General features: G+C 61.6%; 16 protein-coding genes. 4 read left to right on the forward strand and 12 right to left on the reverse strand.

All coding sequences use genetic code 11. The annotated features are described in order from the left end of the window. Positions 1–42: 42 nt before the first annotated feature. Complete coding sequence (locus tag CK215_RS17065) at positions 43–285, forward strand: hypothetical protein (RefSeq protein ID WP_082980372.1); 243 nt, start codon at positions 43–45, stop codon at positions 283–285. 171 nt (positions 286–456) lie between these two features. Here CK215_RS17065 and CK215_RS31815 read toward each other — a convergent pair whose 3' ends face one another. The 10 genes from CK215_RS31815 to CK215_RS17115 form a co-directional block, all read right to left on the reverse strand. Continuing rightward, positions 457–3,084, reverse strand: a complete 2,628-nt coding sequence (locus CK215_RS31815; RefSeq protein WP_245418715.1) for an RTX toxin — start codon at positions 3,082–3,084, stop codon at positions 457–459. A 151-nt stretch (positions 3,085–3,235) separates the two neighbouring features. Beyond that, the gene (locus tag CK215_RS17075) at positions 3,236–4,741 is read right to left on the reverse strand and encodes a lipopolysaccharide biosynthesis protein (protein ID WP_245418716.1); all 1,506 of its coding nucleotides are present in this window, start codon (positions 4,739–4,741) and stop codon (positions 3,236–3,238) included. Positions 4,742–4,813: 72 nt separating this feature from the next. Further along, complete coding sequence (locus CK215_RS17080; protein ID WP_095784038.1) at positions 4,814–5,767, reverse strand: sulfotransferase; 954 nt, start codon at positions 5,765–5,767, stop codon at positions 4,814–4,816. Positions 5,768–5,821: 54 nt separating this feature from the next. Then, positions 5,822–7,141 (reverse strand): HlyD family type I secretion periplasmic adaptor subunit, encoded by a 1,320-nt coding sequence (locus CK215_RS17085; protein ID WP_095831606.1) that lies wholly within the window; start codon positions 7,139–7,141, stop codon positions 5,822–5,824. Positions 7,142–7,168: 27 nt separating this feature from the next. Further along, entirely contained in the window at positions 7,169–9,352 is a 2,184-nt protein-coding gene (locus CK215_RS17090) for a type I secretion system permease/ATPase (protein ID WP_245418717.1), read from the reverse strand. Between the two features lie 27 nt (positions 9,353–9,379). Beyond that, positions 9,380–10,744, reverse strand: a complete 1,365-nt coding sequence (locus CK215_RS17095; RefSeq protein WP_245418718.1) for a polysaccharide biosynthesis/export family protein — start codon at positions 10,742–10,744, stop codon at positions 9,380–9,382. A 136-nt stretch (positions 10,745–10,880) separates the two neighbouring features. Next, positions 10,881–12,101 (reverse strand): glycosyltransferase, encoded by a 1,221-nt coding sequence (locus tag CK215_RS17100; RefSeq protein ID WP_095831607.1) that lies wholly within the window; start codon positions 12,099–12,101, stop codon positions 10,881–10,883. A 184-nt stretch (positions 12,102–12,285) separates the two neighbouring features. After that, positions 12,286–14,034, reverse strand: a complete 1,749-nt coding sequence (locus tag CK215_RS17105) for a hypothetical protein (RefSeq protein WP_245418719.1) — start codon at positions 14,032–14,034, stop codon at positions 12,286–12,288. Positions 14,035–14,306: 272 nt separating this feature from the next. Continuing rightward, the gene (locus CK215_RS17110; RefSeq protein ID WP_095779451.1) at positions 14,307–14,870 is read right to left on the reverse strand and encodes a transcription termination/antitermination NusG family protein; all 564 of its coding nucleotides are present in this window, start codon (positions 14,868–14,870) and stop codon (positions 14,307–14,309) included. A gap of 20 nt (positions 14,871–14,890) precedes the next feature. Beyond that, complete coding sequence (locus CK215_RS17115; protein ID WP_095829460.1) at positions 14,891–16,981, reverse strand: polysaccharide biosynthesis tyrosine autokinase; 2,091 nt, start codon at positions 16,979–16,981, stop codon at positions 14,891–14,893. 372 nt (positions 16,982–17,353) lie between these two features. Here CK215_RS17115 and CK215_RS17120 point away from each other — a divergent pair, with 372 nt between their 5' ends. From CK215_RS17120 to CK215_RS17130, 3 genes are all read left to right on the forward strand, one after another. Beyond that, the gene (locus tag CK215_RS17120; RefSeq protein ID WP_141245490.1) at positions 17,354–17,950 is read left to right on the forward strand and encodes a hypothetical protein; all 597 of its coding nucleotides are present in this window, start codon (positions 17,354–17,356) and stop codon (positions 17,948–17,950) included. A 139-nt stretch (positions 17,951–18,089) separates the two neighbouring features. Next, positions 18,090–18,260, forward strand: coding sequence for a hypothetical protein (locus CK215_RS31340; protein ID WP_170950321.1), 171 nt, complete (start codon positions 18,090–18,092; stop codon positions 18,258–18,260). A gap of 237 nt (positions 18,261–18,497) precedes the next feature. After that, positions 18,498–19,112, forward strand: coding sequence for a Crp/Fnr family transcriptional regulator (locus CK215_RS17130; protein ID WP_067328760.1), 615 nt, complete (start codon positions 18,498–18,500; stop codon positions 19,110–19,112). A 92-nt stretch (positions 19,113–19,204) separates the two neighbouring features. Here CK215_RS17130 and CK215_RS17135 read toward each other — a convergent pair whose 3' ends face one another. Further along, positions 19,205–20,740, reverse strand: a complete 1,536-nt coding sequence (locus tag CK215_RS17135; protein WP_280953082.1) for a 3-hydroxyacyl-CoA dehydrogenase — start codon at positions 20,738–20,740, stop codon at positions 19,205–19,207. 1 nt (position 20,741) lies between these two features. Then, entirely contained in the window at positions 20,742–21,530 is a 789-nt protein-coding gene (locus tag CK215_RS17140; protein WP_095831609.1) for an enoyl-CoA hydratase-related protein, read from the reverse strand. Positions 21,531–21,539: the final 9 nt, after the last annotated feature.

Below are 21,539 nucleotides of genomic sequence, written 5' to 3' on the forward strand. Positions count from 1 at the left end.
TAAGCTGTTGTGATACTTTGGAACCCGCATGGGAGAATCGTCATGCCAACCGAAAGCACGAAACGCTCGGAAAGGACGCAGGAAGTCCTCGTTTCAGAGGCTCAGGCGCGCCGGGACTTTCTCAAGAAGGCAGGGCGTTTTGCGGCGGTGACTCCACCGGCCATAACGGTTCTGCTCGGCACCAGCCTGAACTCCAGAGCAATCGCCAAATCGGGAGGAACACGCCCGGGCAACGGCTGGGGCGACAAAAACCACATTCACCTCGGGCCTCCCGGCCAGTCGTAAGGTTGACCGTCAGGGTCGCTGAAGCAGCGTTTTGAGAACCAAAAGCGCGTCGCGCGGAAATGGATCCGGGCGGCGCGCTTTCGCGTCTTTGCTTCAATTTTGATACCCCGATCGCTGGCGGCACGCCGCGGTCGGGGTATTTGTTTGTTGGCGGTCGCTCCCCCTGTCAGATCAGGCGAGCAGCCAATCGTTCAAATGGAATTCATAGATCTTGCCGTCGTTCTCGGTCGGATTCGAGTCATTGTCCACGCCGCGATCGACGACATAGAGGCTCATTTGGTGGCTCGGATCGTCGCTGCTCGGCGCCAGGGCAAGTCCCGCCGGCTTTTTCGCGTTGGCGGCGGAGATGTCGAGCGTGCCCAGCAGATCCCCGGTTGGCGTCACCATTGCCACGGAGGTGCGTGACACGATGACATAAAGCAGGTCGTGGACCGGATCATACGCGATGCCCCCGTCAGAAGGGGTTCCGAGCGCCTCTTCAGAAAAACTCGTCACGACATCATCGCCCCCCGTGCTTGGGACGCCGTCGAATCTGCCGTTCTGGCCCGGAGCGATGGTGTAAATCCTATGGGTTGTGCCATCCTCGAGATAGAGCACGCCGCGGTTTGTGTCGTAGGCAATACTCTCCGCATCCGTACTGCCGAACGCGGCGGTCCTGAACGAGGTCACGATATCGTCGGAGGTGTTGTAAAGCCCATCGTTGCCCGGGTTCAACTCGTAGACGCTCTTCGTGCCGGTATCGTCCGAGAAGAAGAGATGGTGGTTCGCCGGATTATAGGTGACCCCGGCCGGCTCATCCGAGAAATTGATGGTGGTGAGCGTGCCCGCCAGGGTGCCGTTCAGATTCATCTGGAAGAGATTCTTGCCGGTGAAAATCGACATCTCCTCCACCTCACTATCGGTCACCAGCAGCTTGCCGAGGTGGGAGATATAGACGATATCGGTTGGGTCGGGGCTCGGCGGTGACCACTGCGAAGTCAGAATGGTGTGCGCCAAGGTCACGGATGTCGGCAACTGGGTGGCGGTGACGCCGACGGTGAAGGTGTGCGTGGCGATGCTGCCGTCGGACGAGGTGGCTGTCACGTGGAGATCGATCGTCGGTTCGGACTGGGCGTTGAGCGTGCCGCTGCCCGATCGCGTGATGACTCCGGTGCTGGAATTGATGGCAAAGCGCGAGTCGTCGATCGTGTAGGTGACCGTCGAGCCGGCATCGGGATCCTTGGCCGAGGCGGTGATGCCGACGGCAGTGCCGGCGGCGGCATTTTGGACGATCTGATTGGCCGCGGTGTTGGCATCGGGCGGCGTGTTGAACGCGATCGGTTCGGGGCTGTTGAGGACGGCGAGGGTGAAGCTCTTGTTGGCGGTGCTGCCGTCGGAGGAGGTCGCCGTCACCGTCAGGTTGATGGACGACTGGGTCTCGAAGTCGAGCGTGCCTGTGCCCGAGCGCGTGATGACACCGGTGCTGGAATTGATGGCAAAGCGCGTGTCGTTGATGCTGTAGGTGACCGTCGAGCCAGCATCGGGATCCGAGGCCGAAGCGGTGATCCCTGTCGGTGCCCCCGCCGCGGCGAGCTCGGCGATCTGGTTGGCGCCGGAGTTGGAGTCGGGCGGAGTGTTGAAGGCCACGGGCTGTTGGCCGGCCGTGACGCTGACAGTGAAGGGGTGCGTGACGACGCTCCCGTCCGACGAGGTGGCGGTGACGGTGAGGTTGACAGACGGCTCGGACTGGGCGTTGAGCGTGCCGGTACCTGATCGCGTGATGACGCCGGTGCTGGAACTGATGGCAAACCGCGTGTCGTCGATCGTGTAGGCGACAGTCGAGCCGGCATCGGGATCAGAGGCCGAAGCAGTGATACCGACGGCGGTGCCGGCGGCAGCGTTCTGGCCGATCTGGTTGGCCGCGGAGTTGGCATCCGGCGGCGTGTTGAACGCAACCGGCTCCGGGCTGTCGAGGACATCGAGGGTGAAGCTCTGGGTGGCGGTGCTGCCGTCGGAAGAAGTTGCCGTCACCGTCGGATTGATGGACGACTGGGTTTCGAAGTCGAGCGTGCCTGTGCCCGAGCGCGTGATGACGCCGGTATTGGCATTGATGTCGAAACGCGAGTCGTTGAGGCTGTAGGTGACGGTCGCGCCGGCGTCGGGATCCGTGGCCGAAGCGGTGATCCCGGTCGGCGCTCCCGCCGCGGCGAGCTCGGCGATCTGGTTGGCAGTGGGATCGGCATCGGCAGGCGTGTTGAAGGCCACCGGACTTCCGGATCCGGGCAAGACATATTCGATGTGCAGCAGCGGCGCGCTGGTCGGATTGTACTCGTAGGAATCGGCTGTGCGCGTGCCGGTGCCGGTGATCAGGAATGCCATATCGTTGACCGCCGCCCAGCCCGAGCGGCTGACGATCTCCTGCACGATAGCCGTCAGGTCGGGCGTGCGCTCGGCCAGGGCCTGCTCGCCCACCGTGGTCCACGGGGCCGGCGTCCAAGTCGCCGACGCGTCGGTCGTTGCCCGTGACGATACATTGAAGCTGGTGCTGGTGAAGGCGCTTGCGTCGTCGGTGTCCTGGCCCTTGATCACCAGCGAGGTCGCGCCGGTCTTCACCTCATTGGCCTGGAACTGGATGTAGGCGCTCGTGATGATCGCGCCTTGCGGGATATCGACGCCGGTGAAGCGTAGGCCGACCGTCTGGCGAGTCGTGCTGGCAAAGCCCAGTTCCAGATCGTCGACATTGGTTGAAATCGAGCCCGAAGCTTTCTCCTCGACATCATCGCCCGCGGCCGCCAGCCGCGCTTCGAATAGTTCAGCCATAGTCGGTCTCCTCTCGTAAATTTCCTCCGCAACGACGGAATCTCCCGGTGCCCGATCGGGCGTCAGGCTGAGCCCATGATCGAGCAAGGCGATGGCGTCGTTGCGCGTGAAGAACGTGATCCTGGGAACTGACCTCGAGTTCCGCCGCTGATCAGTCTGTTGCCTGCCTCAGTCTTGGCCATGCGGGCACGACTGCCGCGAGCAGGCGCAGCAGTGACAGGCCTTCCCGCCCAAGGAATAGCGACGGCAGGAGCCAGCACAACAGCAAGCCCCCCACAGACGCCAGCAATGCCGTATCGATGAGCAGCGGAAGAGGCGATAGATGGAGGGCGCGAAGCCAGTCCACGAATGCCCAGGTACCGGTTCCGACAACGCCCGCGAGCGCGACGCCAGGCAGGTGCGCAAGGAAGAAATTCGCCCACGTCATCCCGGTCACGCGGAGACTCAGCTGCGCCATGAGAAAGAAATTTGCCCCGAATGCCAGGCCGACACCAAACGCCACCCCTTCCACGCCCCAGAATTGCCCTGTGAAGGCTCCGATGCAGACACCGACGGTGAAAACAGCCTGGCGCCAGGCCCGGGCGTAAACCGTTCCGGTTGCTCGCGAGACGGAGTCGCTAAGCTTGTAGCTCGTGCGGAACAGCATGCTGAACGCCAGGATCTGGAGCGGGCCGACCACGCCTTCCCAGCCCCGTCCGAGAATGACCCGAACCAATTCGGGCGCGACGATCGCCACCACCACGCTGGCCGGCAGGACAAGCAGGCTGCAACCGGCGACCGCGCTGCGATAGGCGCGCGCAAGCCTGACGGGCTCTTCCTGGACCAGCGCCATGGTGGGGAACAGCACGCGATCGAGCACCTGGCCCACGATGACCGCCGGAGTGGTCATGAGTTGGGACGACAAACCGTAGACACCGAGCGCATCGGCGCCGAGATAGCGGCCCACGACAAGCCTGTCCACCTGAGTGGCAAGGTAGTTGCAGACCCGCGCAATGGTGAAGCCGCCGCCAAAATAGAGCAGTTCGAAAATCGCGCCCCTCTCGAGCAACGGCCGCATCGGGTGCCGCTGGCCGACGAGCAGCACGATCGTGCGGAACAACTGCTGGACCAGGATCGCTGCGACAAGTGCCCAGATACCGAAGCCGAGCCAAGCCAGCACCGGAGCGACGACCACGTAGCCGATGGCGAAAGCGACCGCGTCGACGAGCGCGAGCCAACGGAACCGCAAGGCACGCTGGGCCGAGGCCAGCGCCACCATGGAGGCTCCTTGGAAAAGAAAGATGAAGCAGACCGCACGCACGATCGGAGTGAGCTCGGGCAGGCGAAGAAGACCGGCAATAGCGGGTGCCAACGCCCATACCAGAGCGGTTACGGTAAGGCCAAGGAAGAGCGACAGGGTATATCCGACCCGGAGATGCCGCTCCTCCAGTACAGGTCGCTGCACGATCGCAGGCGTGATGCCGAGGCCCTGGAAGATGGCCGAAAACTTGATGACGATCAGTGCCGCGGAGTAGAGACCGAACTCGTTGGGCGAGAGCAACCGGGCCAGGAGGACGAGGGCGACAAGCTCGGCAACCGCCAAGGCGCCCATGGACAGGCCCGTCCAGAACATGCCTACGACACTGCGTTTTGCCAGCCCGCGCCGGATGTCGCTCACGCCAATCTCCACATGCCGCCTTGCTTACTCGACCGACCAAAGAAGGGCGGCCATGCATCTCCCCGGAACCGCTCAGCGGGGGGAGGGGATATTCGGATGGCCATGCTGAAACGCCAACGGCGCCCGCGTGGGCCGCGAGCCATGCCCGACGAGAAGGGACGGGGGGATCTCGTAGCGGTAGAATCCCATCTCATCCCGCACCTCGGGGATGATCGCCGCCAGTTCGTTCGCATCCAGGCGCAGCCACTTCTGCTGGCGGCCGGGATCGATCATCTCCTTCGCCACGCGAAGGATGTCGTCAGAGCAATGCAGCCCGCAATGTTCATAGATACGGCGCAAGACCAACTCGGGATCCTGTATCAGATCCTCATAGCGAAACGACAGCACGCGGCCTTCGCCAAGCCTGGCGAGATCCTCTCGGGCCATTCGATTGCCGCGCGCCCACTGGCGCGCGATCACTGTCAATTTTTGATGCTCCTGCAAATCCCGATCTATTCCCTTGTAGCGCGGTCCGTAGATCGACGTGTATTTTCTGTGTAGTATCCTCTTGGCGACTATCTGCTTTACGACGTCTCCCACGTAGTAATGGACTTGCGTGGCCGGCGTTTCTTTCAATAGTCGCAGAAGACCTTTGAAACTTTTTGCGCGCTGCCACTTAAGTTCCATGGAGCTTATATAGGAGAACGGATTCCTTGTAATATATAGAAATATAGCTTCTGGGAATATCTGGTGGATAAATGGCACGCGCAAGACGTTGGCGGGCGTATTTTCCATGATTTGCCGGTTGCCGTTCCGCAGCTGATAGTCGAGGAACCGGTTGCGAATGTAGCGCACGACCTTCTCGCTGGCGTCGGCTTTGACAAATTCGTCATGCCGCCGCGCCGGATCGGCATAGAGCCACAATGTTTTTGGCTCGTACCAGGTGACGACATCCGGGTGCAGCCCGATCAATTTCTGCGTGATGGTGGTGCCCGACCGGTAGTTGCCAATCAGAAAAATCGGAGGTTTCAACTCTGTTGTCGTCATGACAAGCCCCTATCGCTAAAGGTCAATGCACGGATGCGCACGATAGCTGCGATGCTACTGGTCTCTGAAGGCACGCATCATCTGGTCCGTCAAAGGCTTCATCAGGTATGAGAGCACCTTGCGGTCGCCAGTCCGTACGAACGCTTCCACCGGCATGCCGGGCGCCAGCGAGAGCGCTCCAAGCTTCTTCAGCTCGTGGGGGTCGGGGGTGATGCGTACCGTGTAGTAGATTTCGTTGGTATGCTGATCGCGCGTCACGTCTGCCGCGATCATGGAGACCATACCTTCCGTTTCGGGCGTGGTGTGGACGTTGAAAGCCGTGAAGCGAAGAAGCGCGCGCTGACCGATCGAGAGCTGATCGATGTCCTGGGGTGCGGCCTTTACCTCGACCGCGAGAGCATCGGTGTCGGGCACGATCAGCATGATCGGATCCCCCGCGCCAATCACGCCGCCAACGGTATGGACTGCCGATTGATGGACCGTGCCGCTGGCGGGGGCGCGAATATCGATGCGCGACAGCTGGTCCTCGGCGGCGACCTTGCGCTCCTGGAACTCGGCGATCTTGGCCTCGACATCGCGCAGATCGCTCCCGGTCTCGCTGGAAAACTCCTTGTCCAGCTGCAGGATCTGCAGCTCGATTTCGGCGATCGCTCCCTTTGCCTGCGCAATGCTCGACACGAGTTGCGCCCGTTCACCCTCGATGCGCGTCGCCTCACGTTCATATTCGGTCAGCTTCGATTTGAGGGTGAGTTTCATTTCGACAAGACTGCGTATGTCGACGAGCTCGTCGTTGATCAGCTTGATCTCCTTCGTCTTTGCCGATTCCTGCGCCGAATAGCCTTCGATCTGCTTCCCGAACTGCTCGATGCGTTCGCGCAGGCGCGCCTTGTTGCCAGACACCTCGGTTCGACGAAGCTCGAACAGCCGCTGTTCGCTGGCCACTGTGGCAGCTATCTCAGGGTCGTTCATTCTCGCGACAAGCATCGGAGCAAGCGTGATGCGCTCGCTGCCGTCACGCTCGGCCTCGAGCCGGGACTTTCGCGCATAGAGCTCATCCAGGTTCTTCGTTACGTATGCCAGGCTGGCACGCGGAACGGTGTCGCTGAGCTGGACCAGAACGTCTCCGGCCCTGACGCGGTCGCCGTCGCGCACAAAAATCTTACCGACCACGCCGCCGGTCGGGTGTTGAACCTTCTTTTCGCTGCTGTCGACGACCACCGTGCCGTGCGAAATCACCGCTCCCGAAACATCCACCGTCCCGGCCCAGACTCCCATTCCGCCGATGAGCAATGCGACGATGGTCGTGCCACCCAGCAGATTGCGACGGATCGACCGTCGGTTCAAAAGCGACACGTTCGAAAGGGCAGCTGTCATTTCCCCATTTCCAATCCGGGTCAGCCATCAACGCGGTGTCGGAGTGAGCTTGAAAACCGGCTGCAGGCCTGCGGTCACGGTCTGTGGCGCGGGCAAGAGTGTCGACAGAACGCTTTCCCTGGTGCCGAACATCTGCGTCTGGCCTTCTTTCATCACGAGCAGGAAATCCACTGTGCTGAGAATGTTCGGCCGATGCGCCACAATCGCTAAGATGCCGCCGCGGGCCTTGATTGCGAGGATGGCAGCGGCAAGCGCCATTTCACCTTCGGCATCGAGATTGGAGTTGGGTTCGTCGAGGACCACCAGGAACGGATCGCCATACAGCGCGCGCGCCAGCGCAATGCGCTGACGCTGGCCGGCTGAAAGCGCGGTTCCGCCCTCTCCGATCTGCGTCTCGTAGCCATTGGGGAGACCGATGATGAGCTCGTGGACGCCCGCGGCGCGGGCGGCTGCGACAATGGCCTGCGGGTCCGGCCCGGGATCGAAGCGCGCGATATTGTCGGCAACCGTTCCCGCGAACAGTTCGACGTCTTGCGGAAGGTAGCCTATGTAGCGGCCCAGCCGCTCCGACGACCACTGGTCGAGAGCGGCGCCGTCCAGCTTGATACGGCCGGCCAGCGGTCGCCATGCGCCGACCAGCCCTCGAACCAGACTCGATTTGCCGGAACCGCTTGGTCCTATGATGCCGAGCACCGAGCCGGCGTCCAGGCTGAATTCCACACCTTGCACGATGATGCGCTGTGCGCCCGGCGCACCGATCGCGATGCGCTCCACCGTCAACTTCGACCCGGGCACCGGAAGCGCCATCGGTTGAGCATCCTGCGGCAACCGGGCGAGCAATTTGCTCAGCCTGCTCCAGCTCTGTCGCGCCCCGACGAAGTTGCGCCAATGGGCGATGGCAAGATCGACGGGCGCCAGCGCACGGCCTACAAGGATGGAGCCGGCGATGATGATCCCGGAGGTCGCCTCGCCCTCGATCACAAGCCAGGCGCCCACACCCAGCATCGCCGACTGAAGCATCAGTCGCAACGCACGAGCGAAACTGCCGAAACCGCCAACGATGTCGCTGACACGCTGTTGCAGCGCAAGATGCTCGCGGCTCGCTTCGCGCCAGTGGTCGTGCAGGCGCCTGCCCATGCCCATCGCCTGAAGCACCTCCGCGTTGCGCCGGCTGGCCTCGGCCAAGCTGTTGCGCCTCACGCTGCTTAGAACCGCGGCGCCCATCGGTCTGCGTGTGAGGATCTCCGTCGCGACCGTCAGCGTCACCAGCACCAACGCGCCGCAAGCGGCGGTTGTCCCGAGGGTCGGATGAAGGCTCCAGATGATCGCCAGATAGAAGGGCAGCCAGGGAAGATCGAACAGGGTGCCAGGCCCGGCACTCGACAGAAAAGTACGGATGTTGTCGAGATCGCGTTGCGGCTGCAATCCATCTCCCTGCTGGCCGATGTACAGGGGCAATTTCGAAACGGCGGTGAATACGCGTCCCCCGACCGCTTCGTCCAGCTCAGCGCCGATCCGGTTCATGATGCGGCCGCGCACGAGGTCGATTACCGCCTGCCCGGCAAACAGAACGCCGGCCAGTATTGCCATGGCTATCAGAGTGGGGACGCTGCGGCTCGGCAGCACCCTGTCGTAGACCTCTAACATGAACATTGCGCCGGTCAGCATGAGGATGTTGCTCACGCCGCTGAAAACCGCAACGCCCGCGAAGGCTGCCTTGCAGGAACGCAACGCACTGGCCAGTTCGGAGCCGGGCGCCGATTCCTTGGTCGGGGACGGGGCGCCGGCGTTCGCGAATGCGCCGGGCAAGTCGCTTCTTCGTCTCCGCCTTGCGCTGCGGACGGCTGCCATGAGGAGATCAAGGGCCGCGACCGCCACGAAAACCTGGAGGGCGCCCGGACCGGCCAGCAGGGCCTGCAGGTCGTAAAAATAGCGCCAGCCAGCCACGAGGTCCGTCCAGGGTCGCGTCTGCGAAACCCTGGCGAGATCAACAAAGCGTGGCAGAAACTCCGCACCCGCAAGCGCGGCGGCGAGGAGGAGCAGGATTGCAGCGGGAAGACGGACGATGAGGCGGCGGCGCGGGGCCTTGCTCGACTTCTTGCGGCGCGCAGTTGTGCGGGGGCGCTTTGGCGGCCGCTGCTTCGTCTTGGCATGGAAATTCGCCCGGCGGGGACGCGCTCCAAAGGCCGTCAATGCTGTGCCAAAGATCACGTCAAAATTCCGAAGATATCTGCTGCTCTATTGGCCGACCATGCTGCGCTGGACGGCCGGATTTTGCACTTTGGGAGAGATACCAGAGTCCGGAGCGTAGAACCCCTTGTTGGCCACGACGGAAACCTCGATGACGTCGCCGGCTCTCACTTCCGTGTTTTGATCGGCGACGATGTCGTGGGCGATCTTCTGGTCGCGCCTGAAGATGGAAATCCTCACCGAGCCCTGCAGGTCGTCGAAGGTTCTCTGTTCGCCGTAAGTGAAGATAAAGAGAAGCTTGTCGGCCACGTATCTGATTTGACTTTGGATTTTTCCGAGCTCAACTTGCGCGTCCTGGGTCTGGCCGATCAATTCCATTTCGTGACTTTGGTGCTTCTTTCGCAGCTCGCTTTCAGCGTTCAGCATCGCCTGCTGCGCCTGTTCCTGCTGCAATTCCGTCTGCGCCAGTTCAGCCCGATAGCTGGTATGTGCTCGTTCCGCCGTCAACACATTCGAGTTCGTTATCAAACCCTTTTCCCGCAGAGACCGGGCAGATTGCAGTTCTTGCAGTTGGATGTTCGCGGTCTTTTCACGTTCTTCCCTGGCCGCGGCTAGCATGGCCGCTTCCTTCTTCGCCCGATCCAGCGAGGCCTCCAGGTAGGAAACGTCATCCCGATACGCGGCAAGCCGGGCGTCCAACTGCTGCTGTTCAGACGCGATGATGCCGTCAATCAACTGCCCGCCAAACTCGACGGGCGAATCGGGAGGAGCGACGAAGGACTTTTCCAGTCGACTTTCCGCCTGGAGCCGGGCAAGACGGACCTTCAGGCGATATTCTTCAAGCGCCAGGTTTGAGCGCGCGCTTCGCAGATCAGCTATTTCCAGGGCGGGCTCCGTGTTGCCCACAGCGCTGGCGCGAAACCCGCCTGCTATGGCGAGTGCATGGCGAACCGTTATTCCGGGTTGAAACGGATAGGATCCGGGGTGGGCCACCGTTCCGGAGATGAAAAATGGCCGGTATTGTCCGATCTCCACTTTCACGAACGGCTGGAGGATCAGCTTCTGCTGCTGAAATGCTTGCTGGATGGCCTGCGAGAGGGCAACGGTGGTCAGGCCGCGCGCTTTGATATCACCCAACATTGGCAGTGAGATCGAGCCCCGATCATCGACAACGACCTCCAGCGGATAGGATTGTTCGCCGATCACGGACACACGCAGGATGTCGCCGGTGTCGAAGGTGTATCCATCCGCGCGCGATGCACTTGCGGTGAGCAGTACAATGGCAACGGCAAGCCCACCGATCATTGCGAGCATGCTGCCGACCGCGGGTTCGAAGTTGGAAACTAGCCGTCGGCACCAGCCCTTCATGCGCAGAGGCTTGGGAGGAAATTGCTGGTCAATACGCATACGCATCGTCGGTACTCCGGTTGTCTAGCCTGCTGCCATCGGGGCCCGCCGACATTCGCCGGCGGGAGCGTGACACGAGGTTCTTCCTACGGTTCGAGAAGTAAGCCTGCATTGCGAACTCCATCGGAGCAGCGAAGGCTGATCAAAATCCGTGCAGCCCGAAGGTTTGCCCGGCGAGGCGGTCACGAATTCTTGCCTCGTTTGGCCTCGCGGCCGAAGGGGTGGGCTCGAGCACCGATTGATAAATCTGCTCGACGCTTTCGCACATGGCGTCCAGCCCCCAGGACGACAGGTCGGTGCGTTTCGCGCCGTCGGCAAGTTGAGTGCGGTGCTGCTGGTTCTCGAGAAGACCGGCGACAGCCGCCGCCGCGGCGCCCACATCCTCGGCCGGGGTCACAATTCCGTTCACGCCATGGCGAACAACCTCTTCCACGCCGGGCAAATGCGAGACCACGCTGGCTCGACCGCCGGCCAGATACTGCATCATGACGCGAGGCAATCCCTCTCGCATCGAGGTCAGCACGCACACGTCCGCCAGGCTGATCAGTCGTTCGGGCTCGCTATGGTAGCCGATCATGCGAATGTTGTTTGCGAATGGGGATCGTTCAATGGCAAATTCGACGTCCGAACGCGCCGGTCCGTCACCGGCGAGGAGCAGTCGCACGTTTGGAACTCGGTCAACGACTTTGCCGAATGCCTCAATGAACTCGACGTGGCGTTTTCTCGGTTCCAGCGCGGCCAACATCAGGACCACCGGCGGCTTTGGCTCCCCGGCAGCCGTCCCCAGGAGCAGATGCGGATCTTGCGGCCAGCGCGCGTTCGCGAAGCGTGCCAGATCGAAGCCGGAATGGACGACATGGTGCTGATCGGGGCTGCCCAGATGATTGGCGATGCAGATGTCGCGCATGGCCTGACTGACATCGATGAAAGCGCGCGTGAACCTCGCGGCCAGGCGTTCGGCGGCCAGGAACACCAGCCTCTGCCCGCGGCCGACATGCACGAAAGGCAAGATGTGGACACCGTGTATGATGCCGGAGATATTGGCTTCCTTGGCAGCGAGGCGGCCGACAATGCCGGCTTTGCTTTGATGGGTGTGCACGATGTCGGGCCGCCAATCACGCATAAGGCGGGTGAGCTGCCTTAAGGCGGAAACGTCGCGGGATGGCGAGATCGGATTGATGAGTTTTTCCAGCGTCACCACTCGCAGGGCTCCGGCAAGGGATGCCCGTAACCTCGGGTCGTATTCCGCGCCGTGAACCAACAGCACTTCATGGCCGTGCCGCGCCTGAGCGAGACAGCAAGCCAACGTGTTCTCCTCGGAGCCGGCTCGAAGCAGTCTGGTGATCACATGAACGATCTTCATTTGCTTGTACCTCAGGGACATGAAATCCGGGAGCGGCGAGAGATCGAGGGGATCGAGCGGGAGTGTCGCGGGGCGCCTTCCGCGGGTTCGGGGCACGGGCCGGGCTCGCCCGTCGTTCGGCGCGATCGCGTAAAAGCTGCACGTCGGGGATGATGCGGGGCGGTTGGACCGCCCGATTTGCCTCTCAGAGAGACAGCCAAATATGCCTGAACAACTCTTGGCCGACGGCCTCTATGCCGGCGCTGGCGTCAACGGTCCGGATATCCTTGTCCTTCGCCCGCAGTTCCGCCATCAGCGATAGCCGCGCGTCGAACGCTTCTTTCCTGATGTCCCCGGGCTTTCGCTGTTCGGAGACCGCAAAGTCTGAAACGAGGTGCAAAACGAGGTGTGGGCGGCGTTCCGCCATCTTCTCGTAGAGTCGCTGCTCAAGCCGGGCGAGAACTGACAGGCCTGGGACGGAGAACAGGCGAGCGGGAATGGTCGGCCCGTCCAGATATCCCCTGCCGAGCGCCTGCGGCCACCGGTCGCAAATGACGATTATGCCGCGCGTCGACCATCGATGTGCGCGTTTCACCACAGCGTATCGCTCAAAAGCGATGAAAACCGCCCAAAACGCCAACGCGGCAGCGACAAGTCCTCCCTTCGACCAAGCCCGGCCGGAGGAATCGCTGCCATCGTTCTGGGCCAGGGACTTCAGGCGCCGTCTATGGGGAGAGACGACGGTCTGCAATGCCTTGCGAAGCCGCCATCCATTGCCATCGCCAGTTCCGACATAGACTTGGGCACACCCGAATTTCCACCCGAATATCTGCCTCAGCCGGGTAGCCTGAGTGCTCTTGCCCATGCCATCGGGACCTATCAAGGCCACCACGAATCCACCAGCTGCGGGCCGTCTCTTCGGTGGAAAGCGCCCCGGCAGCAAGCGGTGGAGGGATCTCAGGGCGAGATAGCAGGTCTTGCGCACCAGATGGACCGCCGCATCGGCGATAGCGGGGCGTCCCGTATAACCACACATTTCCCGGATCGAACGCCGCAGTCTGGCCAGATCTCCGCGGTGGGCGGCCAAGCCGTCGGCGCTTTGCAGGAACCTGCAGCGCACCGTTCTTGCGCCGTCAAACGTGCAGTCGACGACCTGCAAGCCGTGCTCGTCCGACGTGGACGGCAGGCGCGCAAAGTGCTGCTTCCAACCCTCGTCGAGGGTGATCCATTGCCTCCATGGAAGCGCCGAGGCGCGGAAGGCGAAGCGGGCAATCGCTATTCGAAGCTCGTCTTCGGGAGAGACCACCGGAACCGATACTCCGTCGACGCAAATCGCCTCCCATCGCGTGATCGCCGCATAATCGAAAGCCGGATAGCGCTTGCGAAATTCCCGGCCGACGCGGGCACCGATATGCATATCGAGATGGAGATAGCGGCCATGCGTGAAGTCAGGCAGGAACCAGTCTTCTCTGCCGGCACAGACATTGTCGTAGCAGGAGAGGCTCACGCCGCGCCGGCCGTGCAATTGACAGACGATGGAGCAGAAGAGCGGGTAGTCATGCTTGTCCAAAAGCACATCCAGATCATCCCGTCCGGCAAATCCGTTATGCACGGACGCGAGATCCTGAATAATTCCGTACCTCACGCCAGCTTCATTGAGTGCTCGAAACAGTTCGCTGGCAATCGGCAGTGCCGGCGCCGTTTCGATCGGCCTGAAAGGAGCGCCTCCGTCAGTTTGATACGGCGCTGCACCTGAGTGGCTGCCCAATGCGCCCGCGCCAACAGTCTTCGCCGACGCTGAAACATTCGCTCCCGGCGCCAACGTTTCCGCCACGATCTCCGCCTTGGCCTCCGTAGCCCAGCGGCGATACTGCTGCGGCTGCAGACGATCCCGAAGGTCTCCGGCCCCGGCCGGAGGGAAGGCTGCCGATTTGGACTTGCGTGGTGTTTGCAAGAGATTTCTCGTGATTGGTCGCGGGCGAGCGTCACTCGCTCGTCGTCGCCGGAAACGTCGTGGAACTGGCGTGCGGTAAGTCCAAGCCCCTCGGTGGGCTGGTGTTCCTGGGATGTCGAACGACCAATCGTCTCAGTGCCGGCCCGCAGGTTCTGACATCACCTTCGCAGGCTACCGCACCGAGGGTGAATTGGGTGCCAACTCATCACTCCCTGCCGAGTATTTCGGCATCTGTGTAACGAAAGCGGTGAGTAAAAACTCACCGAGTAGTTTCAAGACACTATCGACAACTTGTCCCGATCAATAGTGATAGGAGTAGACCGGTTCATGATGTCGAGAAGGATTCTGACCGCTCCGGCGCTTCCGACATGATCAAGAATCCCGAGCTGGTCCGAAAATGGCCCGTCTATGATCCTGATTTTCTGGCCCGGCCTCAACAGGATGTCCGGGTGCAAAATCCCGTCCTCATCGGTTGCCGATATCAAGGATTCAACCACCCCATAAGGCGCCGGTACCGGCATGCCCTTGCTCATGACGAGCTTTCGGACGCCCACGGTCGAGTTGATCGGGTACCAGCTCTGCTGATGGACAGCCAGGGAGACGAACAGATAGCAGTCGAAATACGCGCTGGAGACGGTCCTGACCCTGCGGGCGTGCCGGACGGTTCGCCTGCGCTTGGGCAGATAGGTCCGGAAGTTCTGCGACAGCAGGTGCCGCTCGGCAAGGCTCTCGGAATGCTGGTGCGTTTGGACCACGCACCAGCGCGCAGCTTCGCCGCCGTGACTTTTGTCCGTCGAGTCAGGAAAACCGTTGTTGCAGAAGTTAGTGTGCAGCATGACGCAATACTGTCTCTTCCCTAATTGAGGTAGTAACTGTCCGAGACACTGCTTTCGAGCGACGTGTAACGGCCGTATCTGGGCAGCTTTGGTTCGTCCACCATCGTCAGGGCAATGCCGGCAAGCTTGGACCGATCGCCAAGATGTCGAATTCCTTCGGCAACGGCCTCGCGCGAGGTTTCCCGCCACCTCACGACGAAGACGACCTTGTCGACATGCCTGGCCAGGATCGAGGCATCGGCCGCGGGTCCGACGGGTGGTGCGTCAATGATCACCGTGTCGAATTTTCCCCGAACCTCCTCAAGCAGCGAGCGCATTCGCGCCGAAGCAAGAAGGGCAGGCGGGTTGCGGGTTCTTGCTCCTGCGGGCAGCATGGATATGCCCGAGCGTTCGTCCAGATGGATCGCGTTTGCGGCCTTCACCGGCAAGGTCAGGAGATCGACCAATCCGACCTTGTCAGCCATGCCGAAGAAGGCCGTGGCGGCCGAAAGACGCAAGTCCGCGTCGATGACCAGAACCCGTTCGCCGTCGGCAGCCGCCGAGCAAGCCAGGCTCAATGCCAGCGTTGTCTTGCCTTCCCCGGGCATCGCTGATGTCACGAGCACCAGGCGCGGCGAACGGTCCAGTTCCGGCGTGGCCTGGATACCGAGGCGAAGCCGCCGCACCGCTTCGCTGTACCTGGAGAGCGGTTTGCGCTCGAGATAGGCCACAGGCTGAGCATGGACGTCTTTCGACCAGCCTGACATCCTTGGCATCGACGCAAGAACCGGAACTGCCAATTCTTCCTCGATCTGCTTCTTTGCCATGAAGCCGGAAGCGAAGAGTTCACGCAGCACGGCGCCGGCGCCCCCGAAGAAGATGCCGAAAACCACACCCAAAGCCGCAAAAAGAGGCCTGTTTGGGAAGCTTGGCGCGCCAGGAACGCTCGCATCGGTGATTACACGCACGCCGCTGTTGAGGAGGGTGGATTTCTCTTCGGTGAGCTTGGCGCGTGACAGGAACGTCTCAAAGAGTTCCTTGTTCGCGGCCGCGATCCTCTCCAGATCGCGTAACTGGACGCCAACCTGACCTTCGATTTCGGAGCGGTTGGATACCGAGTCCAGGGCGCGAGCCAGAGAAGCCTCCCGAGCTTCGGCCGCGTCGACCTCGTTCTTCAGATTGCCGATCAGGCGCTGGACTTCGGCAGCGATCTGTCCCTCGATGTCGCGGCGCTCGGCCTGAGCGGACAAGACCTCGGGATGCCGCTCGCCATACTTCAATTTGAGGTCGGCTTCCCGCCGGGTCACTCCGGAGAGCTGAGCCCTGAGCGCGTTAATCACCACCGACTGCAGCACGTCCGGAATCGACTGGATGTCACCTCCGGCAGCCTGTACCTTGCTAACTTGCTGATATTGCGAACGTTTCTCGGATAACTCGGCGCGCGCGTTGATTAGGGCGACGTTCAACTCGGACAGCTGCTGGTCAGTCAAGCTGCCCGCCTGCGTCGCCACTAAATTGTGATCGATCCGAAACTTCTGGACAGCTTGCTCCGAACGGCTGAGCTCCGCTCGCAGATAGGCGGCCCGATCGCTGAGCCACGAGGAGGCCTTCTGGACCCCTTCGTAACGGGACCTTATTCGATCTGCTACATAGGCCTGGGCAATCGCGTTCGCGAGCGATGCCGCTTTTTCCGGATCGTAGGCGCCTACATCAAGCTCAATGACGTTGCCAAGCCCGACGCGCGAAACTCCCAGCGCGTTCTGGAGCCATATCAATGCCCCCGGTCCTATCTTGGGGTCTTCCGCCAGCTTTTGGCTGTCGACGACCTGCTGAAGAAGTGACGCAGACCTCAAGACAGCGATCTGACTTTCAATGAACGTTGGATTGTCAGAAAAATCTGAATTGGAGTAATCCTGTGGAGTCATATAGTCGATCGGAGCGTCAAGTAATATCTGAGAAACTCCGGTGTATGTTGTCGGAAGAATGTATGCGGCAGCTATAAACAGTGTGAAAGTGATGACGGCAATTCCGCACACCAGCTTCCACCGACGAAGAAAGAAATCGAAGACTTCCCTGACGTCGAGGGGCAGGAATTCCCGAATCATCCTCGGATTATCAGTTGGATTGGCCATTTCCCGAATCCTCACGATCGACAGCACAACTCCCAGCCCTTCAGCGTCGGCTGAATGGCGTTCATTTCAAAATGGGTCGGGCAGCTAGCCGTTATGCGCTCTCAAACGCATGAATCGTAAGGGTTGGTGTCCCGCCGACATGTCCAAATCGCTCTTCTGCGCCCACTCACCGATCGCGTCACCGGTAAGGCAGAAACATATCAGCTTCGCGGACATCGCCGCCATTACCATTATTGAGTAGTAACTCGGCTAAAGGTCGATCTGGTCTACCCCGTATGCCTCTCCGAGCTTTAAGAAGTCGCCGAGACACCTTCCTCTCGCCCTTCAGGGAGGTCCACTACAACGCTACGATCGTCAAGGATGCTCCTGACGATGAGAGAAGCGGCCGGCCTCGGCAGTTCTGAGGTTGACATGGACACTTATAGCGAAGTCGTTCCGAGTTTTGCAGGTTGGGTGCTCGACGGTCCCGGGGTCATTCTTCTGCTGGCGGCAACCCTGCCGCTGATGCTTCTTCTTAAGGGCCGGCCGCTGGGCTACGGGACCCTTGCCGTCATTATCGGCACTGTCATGTTGCTATTGTTGGGTATCGAGAATTGGGCGGGAGCGGTCGCCGCCCTTCTCGCCTATTGCGTCCTCGTTTCATTGGCCTTGCTTTCCACCTGGAGGCGTATGAAGCAGATCGAGGACCGCCTCGCATTGGTTGCGTCGGCAATAGACGGCCTGGAAGTCGCCGAGGAGCGGCGACAGACCTACAGCGTCAGGCGTTCGCGCCGGAAGCCGGAAGCCGGAGCAATGGTGCAAACCGTCGCGGTCGGCGCGACGGACAATCCAGAAAGCGAGACGCGATATATCCCAGGGCCGCCTTGGCAAGAGCTGCAAGCGCCCGGTCCGCGACCTGAATCCGCGGCTCCGGCGTCAACGCAATCGGCAGGACGCAATTTTGCCTCATCGACGGGTGGGGGCCCCTGACAACAAGGTTCGAAGACAAGGATCGGTGTTCCGGCGGCAGGTTCTCGGGCAGCCTGTCCGGACCGACAGCGCGGTTCAACTTTTCGCTGCATCCGCAGCGTCGCGCGTAATGACGAGACTCTCCCGCCGGGGCTTTGCGATGGTCCAGACGATACTGTCGGGCGCAGTATGCGGGATCGGTGCGGTGGGGCTGCATTTCGACGGCATGCGGGCACGCCGCGGCATGCTGCTGGCATCGGTGCGGCACGAGCTGTTGTTCCGAAGTCATCGTGCGCTGCAAGCCAAAGCTGTGCTGCCTGAGCGACTTTAATATACCAAGGGTGTAGGGTTGTACCAAAAGGTGGTAGACTGCGCGGCAATTCGGATGAGGTGACAGATGGAACTTTTTGCCTAGTCGATAGTTGCAGCTTCAGGTTGACCCGGGGGGGTGGATCATGGGCTTGGGCGATTCGGGGAAATGAACTTATCGAAGCAAGTTGGATTGGTGAAAGGACCCGCGCTTGCTGACGCAAGCTGGGAAAGGGGAATCTCTGTACTGCCAGGAGCCGTGCGCCGCACCTATGCGGCCAACGCGACTATTGCAGGCGAATACCACACCAAATCCTCTATTCTGATTATGATCGCCGGCTGGGCAGCATTTGCGAAGACATTGCCGAATGGCTCACGTCTCATCGTCGATTTTGCGCTTCCTCGCGAAATTGCGGTGATCGAGTTCGCCGGAAAAGCGGGCGATACGGTGACGGCCCTCTCGGACGTCATCGCGATCGAGCTGGCCGGCCCCGTCCGTACATGTTCTGCGCGTTATCCGCAGTCCATCTGCGAAGCAATCCTGCGGGCTGAGGCGGATCGATATTCAAGGGTTGCGGAACACCTGGCAAGCGTCAGCAGAAGGGGTGCCGTTGAGCGCACGGCCCATTTCCTTCTCGAACTGGCCTGCCGCTCACATCGATCGGCAACGAGCTATCCGGCCCGCTTCGAATGCCCGCTGACCCAGGGCGAACTGGCCGATGCATTGGGACTTTCGGCTGTGCATGTAAGTCGCGTGTTGAAAACGTTGCGTCAGACCGCCCTGGCCTCATTCCGTTACGGGGTCGTCGAGTTGCACGATCTTCCGGGACTGATCAAAACAGCCGGATTTGATCGGTCCTACATTTCGAGCTGATGCAAGGCGCTCAGGCCTGGCACGGGCAGTTCAGCGCGCGGAAGTGCTGAACTGCCCAAACCGTTAGGGCCAAATCGTCTCCTTCCGGCAGCCTATTCTTCCAGCGCAAGCCCCAATTCGGCGCGCCGTCGCAGCCAAAGACTTGCGCGGTAGCGAGGATCCCGGGTGCGGTCATGGATCGTATCCAGGATGCGCAGAATGCGGGCAGGGCCGAGCTTGTTGCCCCACTCGAGAGGTCCGTGGGGATAGCCGAGCCCCAGCCGTACGGCGGCGTCGACATCCGCCGCCGATGCAATCTTTTGCTCGACGATCTCGCTGCCGATATTGACGATCATCGCGACGACGCGTTGGCAGACCGCGCCGCAACTGTCGCTCACCAGGGTCGCCTTGCGGCCGGCGCGTTTGACAAGCGCGCGGGCGGCGCTCCTGGCCTTGTCGGACGTCGCCGCCGACGCGACGAGCGTGACGTGACGGTCCAGGCCGAAATAGGGATCGAACCCGAGGCATAGTGAAGGTGAGAGGCCAAGACGCATCGCGGCGCCGGCGACATCGTGCCCCTCCAACCCTACGAGGATGAGGCCGTCCCGCCCTAGCGCCTGATCCTGGCGGCCGCAAACAGTGGCGCCGGCCGACGCGACCAGTTTTTGCATTTCGCCGGTGTCATTGTCGGCCAAGACGGTGACACGGTCCGGAATCCCGCTGGTCTCCGCCGGCTGTGTTGATGCGGGCGGAACGGCTTGCCGGTTGCCGTCGTAGGCATAGAAGCCGCGTCCGGTCTTGCGCCCGAGCAGGCCCGCCGCCACACGCTGCGCCGCGATGACGGAAGGGCGGTAGCGCGGATCCTGATAGAACTGGTTGTAGACACCCTCCATCACCGGGTGGGAGACATCGAGCCCGGTGAGGTCCATCAATTCGAAGGGGCCCATCCTGAAGCCGGCGGCGTCGCGCAGGATCGCATCGATCTCGGCGATCGAGGCCACGCCCTCCCGCAGCATGGCCAGGGCCTCGGTGCCGAAGGCACGGCCGGCGTGATTGACGATAAAGCCGGGCGTGTCGCTGGCGACGACGGGCCGGTGGCCGAAGCGGGCCGCAAGCTCGACCAGCGTGTGCTCGACCTCAGGCGCCGTGTGAGCTCCTGAGATGACCTCGACCAGTTTCATCACGGGCACGGGATTGAAGAAATGGTAGCCGGCAATCCGCTCAGGTCGCTTGGCCGCGGAAGCGATCGCCGTGACGGACAGCGAAGAGGTGTTGGTCGCGATGATGGCGTCCGGCCTGACGATTGTCTCCAGCGCCTCGATGAGCTGACGTTTGGGCTCGAGACGTTCGACAATAGCTTCCACCACCAGATCGGCGCCTGCCAGTCGCCCAAGTGTTTCGGCAGGTTCGATATGGGCGAGCAGCTTCTCGACTACCTCCGAGCTGACTTTGCCGGCGGCTGCCCTGGCGCGCTGACGCGACGCGATTTGCTCGATGGCCGCCGCCGCCTTTCCGGGGGCATCATCGACCATCGTCACATCGATGCCTGCCGCCGCCAGGACCTCCGCTATGCCGGAACCCATCACCCCGGCGCCTACGACACCGGCTTTCCCGATCCGACTGGTGGGCTCCCCTCCCGCGCCTGCCAAGTCAGCGCCCCTTGAACGAGGGTCCGCGCTTCTCCAGGAAGGCGGCAATGCCCTCCTGTTTGTCCGCGGTATCGAAAAGCAGCTGGAAGGCTTTGCGTTCCAGCCGCAAGGCGGTTTCCAACGGAGCGTCCTCGCCGTTGACGACCGCCTCCTTGATCTGCTCGACGGCCAGCGGCGGAAGACGGCCGATCCTCTCAGCGATCTGCAGCGCTTTCTGCAAGGCCTGACCCTCATCCGTCAGCGTGCTGACCAAGCCGGCACGCTCGGCATCCTCGGCCGAAAACAGGTCGCCGGTGAGAAGGAGCATCAGCGTCTTGTATTTGCCGATTGCCCTGAGCAGGCGCTGGGTGCCGCCGGCGCCCGGCATCAAGCCGAGCTTGACTTCAGGCTGACCAAAAGTGGCTGTCCGCGCGGCGACGATGATGTCGGCGTGCATGGCAAGCTCGCACCCGCCGCCCAGCGCGAAGCCTTCGACCGCGGCAATGACCGGCTTCGGGCACCTGGCAATCGCGTCCCAGTAGCGATGGGTGCGCTGCAGAAGCATGTCGGCCGAGCCGAGCTTTTCAAACGCTTTTATGTCGGCTCCTGCAGCGAAGTTGCCGCCGCGCCCAGCAATGACGATCGAGCGGATTTCCGTGTCCTCGGAAAAGCCTGCCACGGCGGCGGCCAGCTTCTCCCGCACTTCGAGGTTGAGCGCATTGCGCACTTTGGGACGATTGATTTCGACCAGCCCCACCTTCTCGCCAGGGCGGCTCTCGACGACAACGAGGGATTCTTTCGCGGAACTCATTTCGTGCTG

Origin of the sequence: Mesorhizobium sp. WSM3864, assembly GCF_002294955.1 — a bacterium.
Taxonomy (GTDB): domain Bacteria; phylum Pseudomonadota; class Alphaproteobacteria; order Rhizobiales; family Rhizobiaceae; genus Mesorhizobium.

Coding starts and splice junctions, on each gene's coding strand:
- CK215_RS17065 (WP_082980372.1), top strand. CDS start 43: ATGCCAACCGAAAGCACGAAACGCTCGGAAAGGACGCAGGAAGTCCTC.
- CK215_RS31815 (WP_245418715.1), bottom strand. CDS start 3,084: ATGGCTGAACTATTCGAAGCGCGGCTGGCGGCCGCGGGCGATGATGTC.
- CK215_RS17080 (WP_095784038.1), bottom strand. CDS start 5,767: ATGACGACAACAGAGTTGAAACCTCCGATTTTTCTGATTGGCAACTAC.
- CK215_RS17085 (WP_095831606.1), bottom strand. CDS start 7,141: ATGACAGCTGCCCTTTCGAACGTGTCGCTTTTGAACCGACGGTCGATC.
- CK215_RS17095 (WP_245418718.1), bottom strand. CDS start 10,744: ATGCGTATGCGTATTGACCAGCAATTTCCTCCCAAGCCTCTGCGCATG.
- CK215_RS17100 (WP_095831607.1), bottom strand. CDS start 12,101: ATGAAGATCGTTCATGTGATCACCAGACTGCTTCGAGCCGGCTCCGAG.
- CK215_RS17110 (WP_095779451.1), bottom strand. CDS start 14,870: ATGCTGCACACTAACTTCTGCAACAACGGTTTTCCTGACTCGACGGAC.
- CK215_RS17115 (WP_095829460.1), bottom strand. CDS start 16,981: ATGGCCAATCCAACTGATAATCCGAGGATGATTCGGGAATTCCTGCCC.
- CK215_RS17120 (WP_141245490.1), top strand. CDS start 17,354: ATGAGAGAAGCGGCCGGCCTCGGCAGTTCTGAGGTTGACATGGACACT.
- CK215_RS31340 (WP_170950321.1), top strand. CDS start 18,090: ATGGTCCAGACGATACTGTCGGGCGCAGTATGCGGGATCGGTGCGGTG.
- CK215_RS17140 (WP_095831609.1), bottom strand. CDS start 21,530: ATGAGTTCCGCGAAAGAATCCCTCGTTGTCGTCGAGAGCCGCCCTGGC.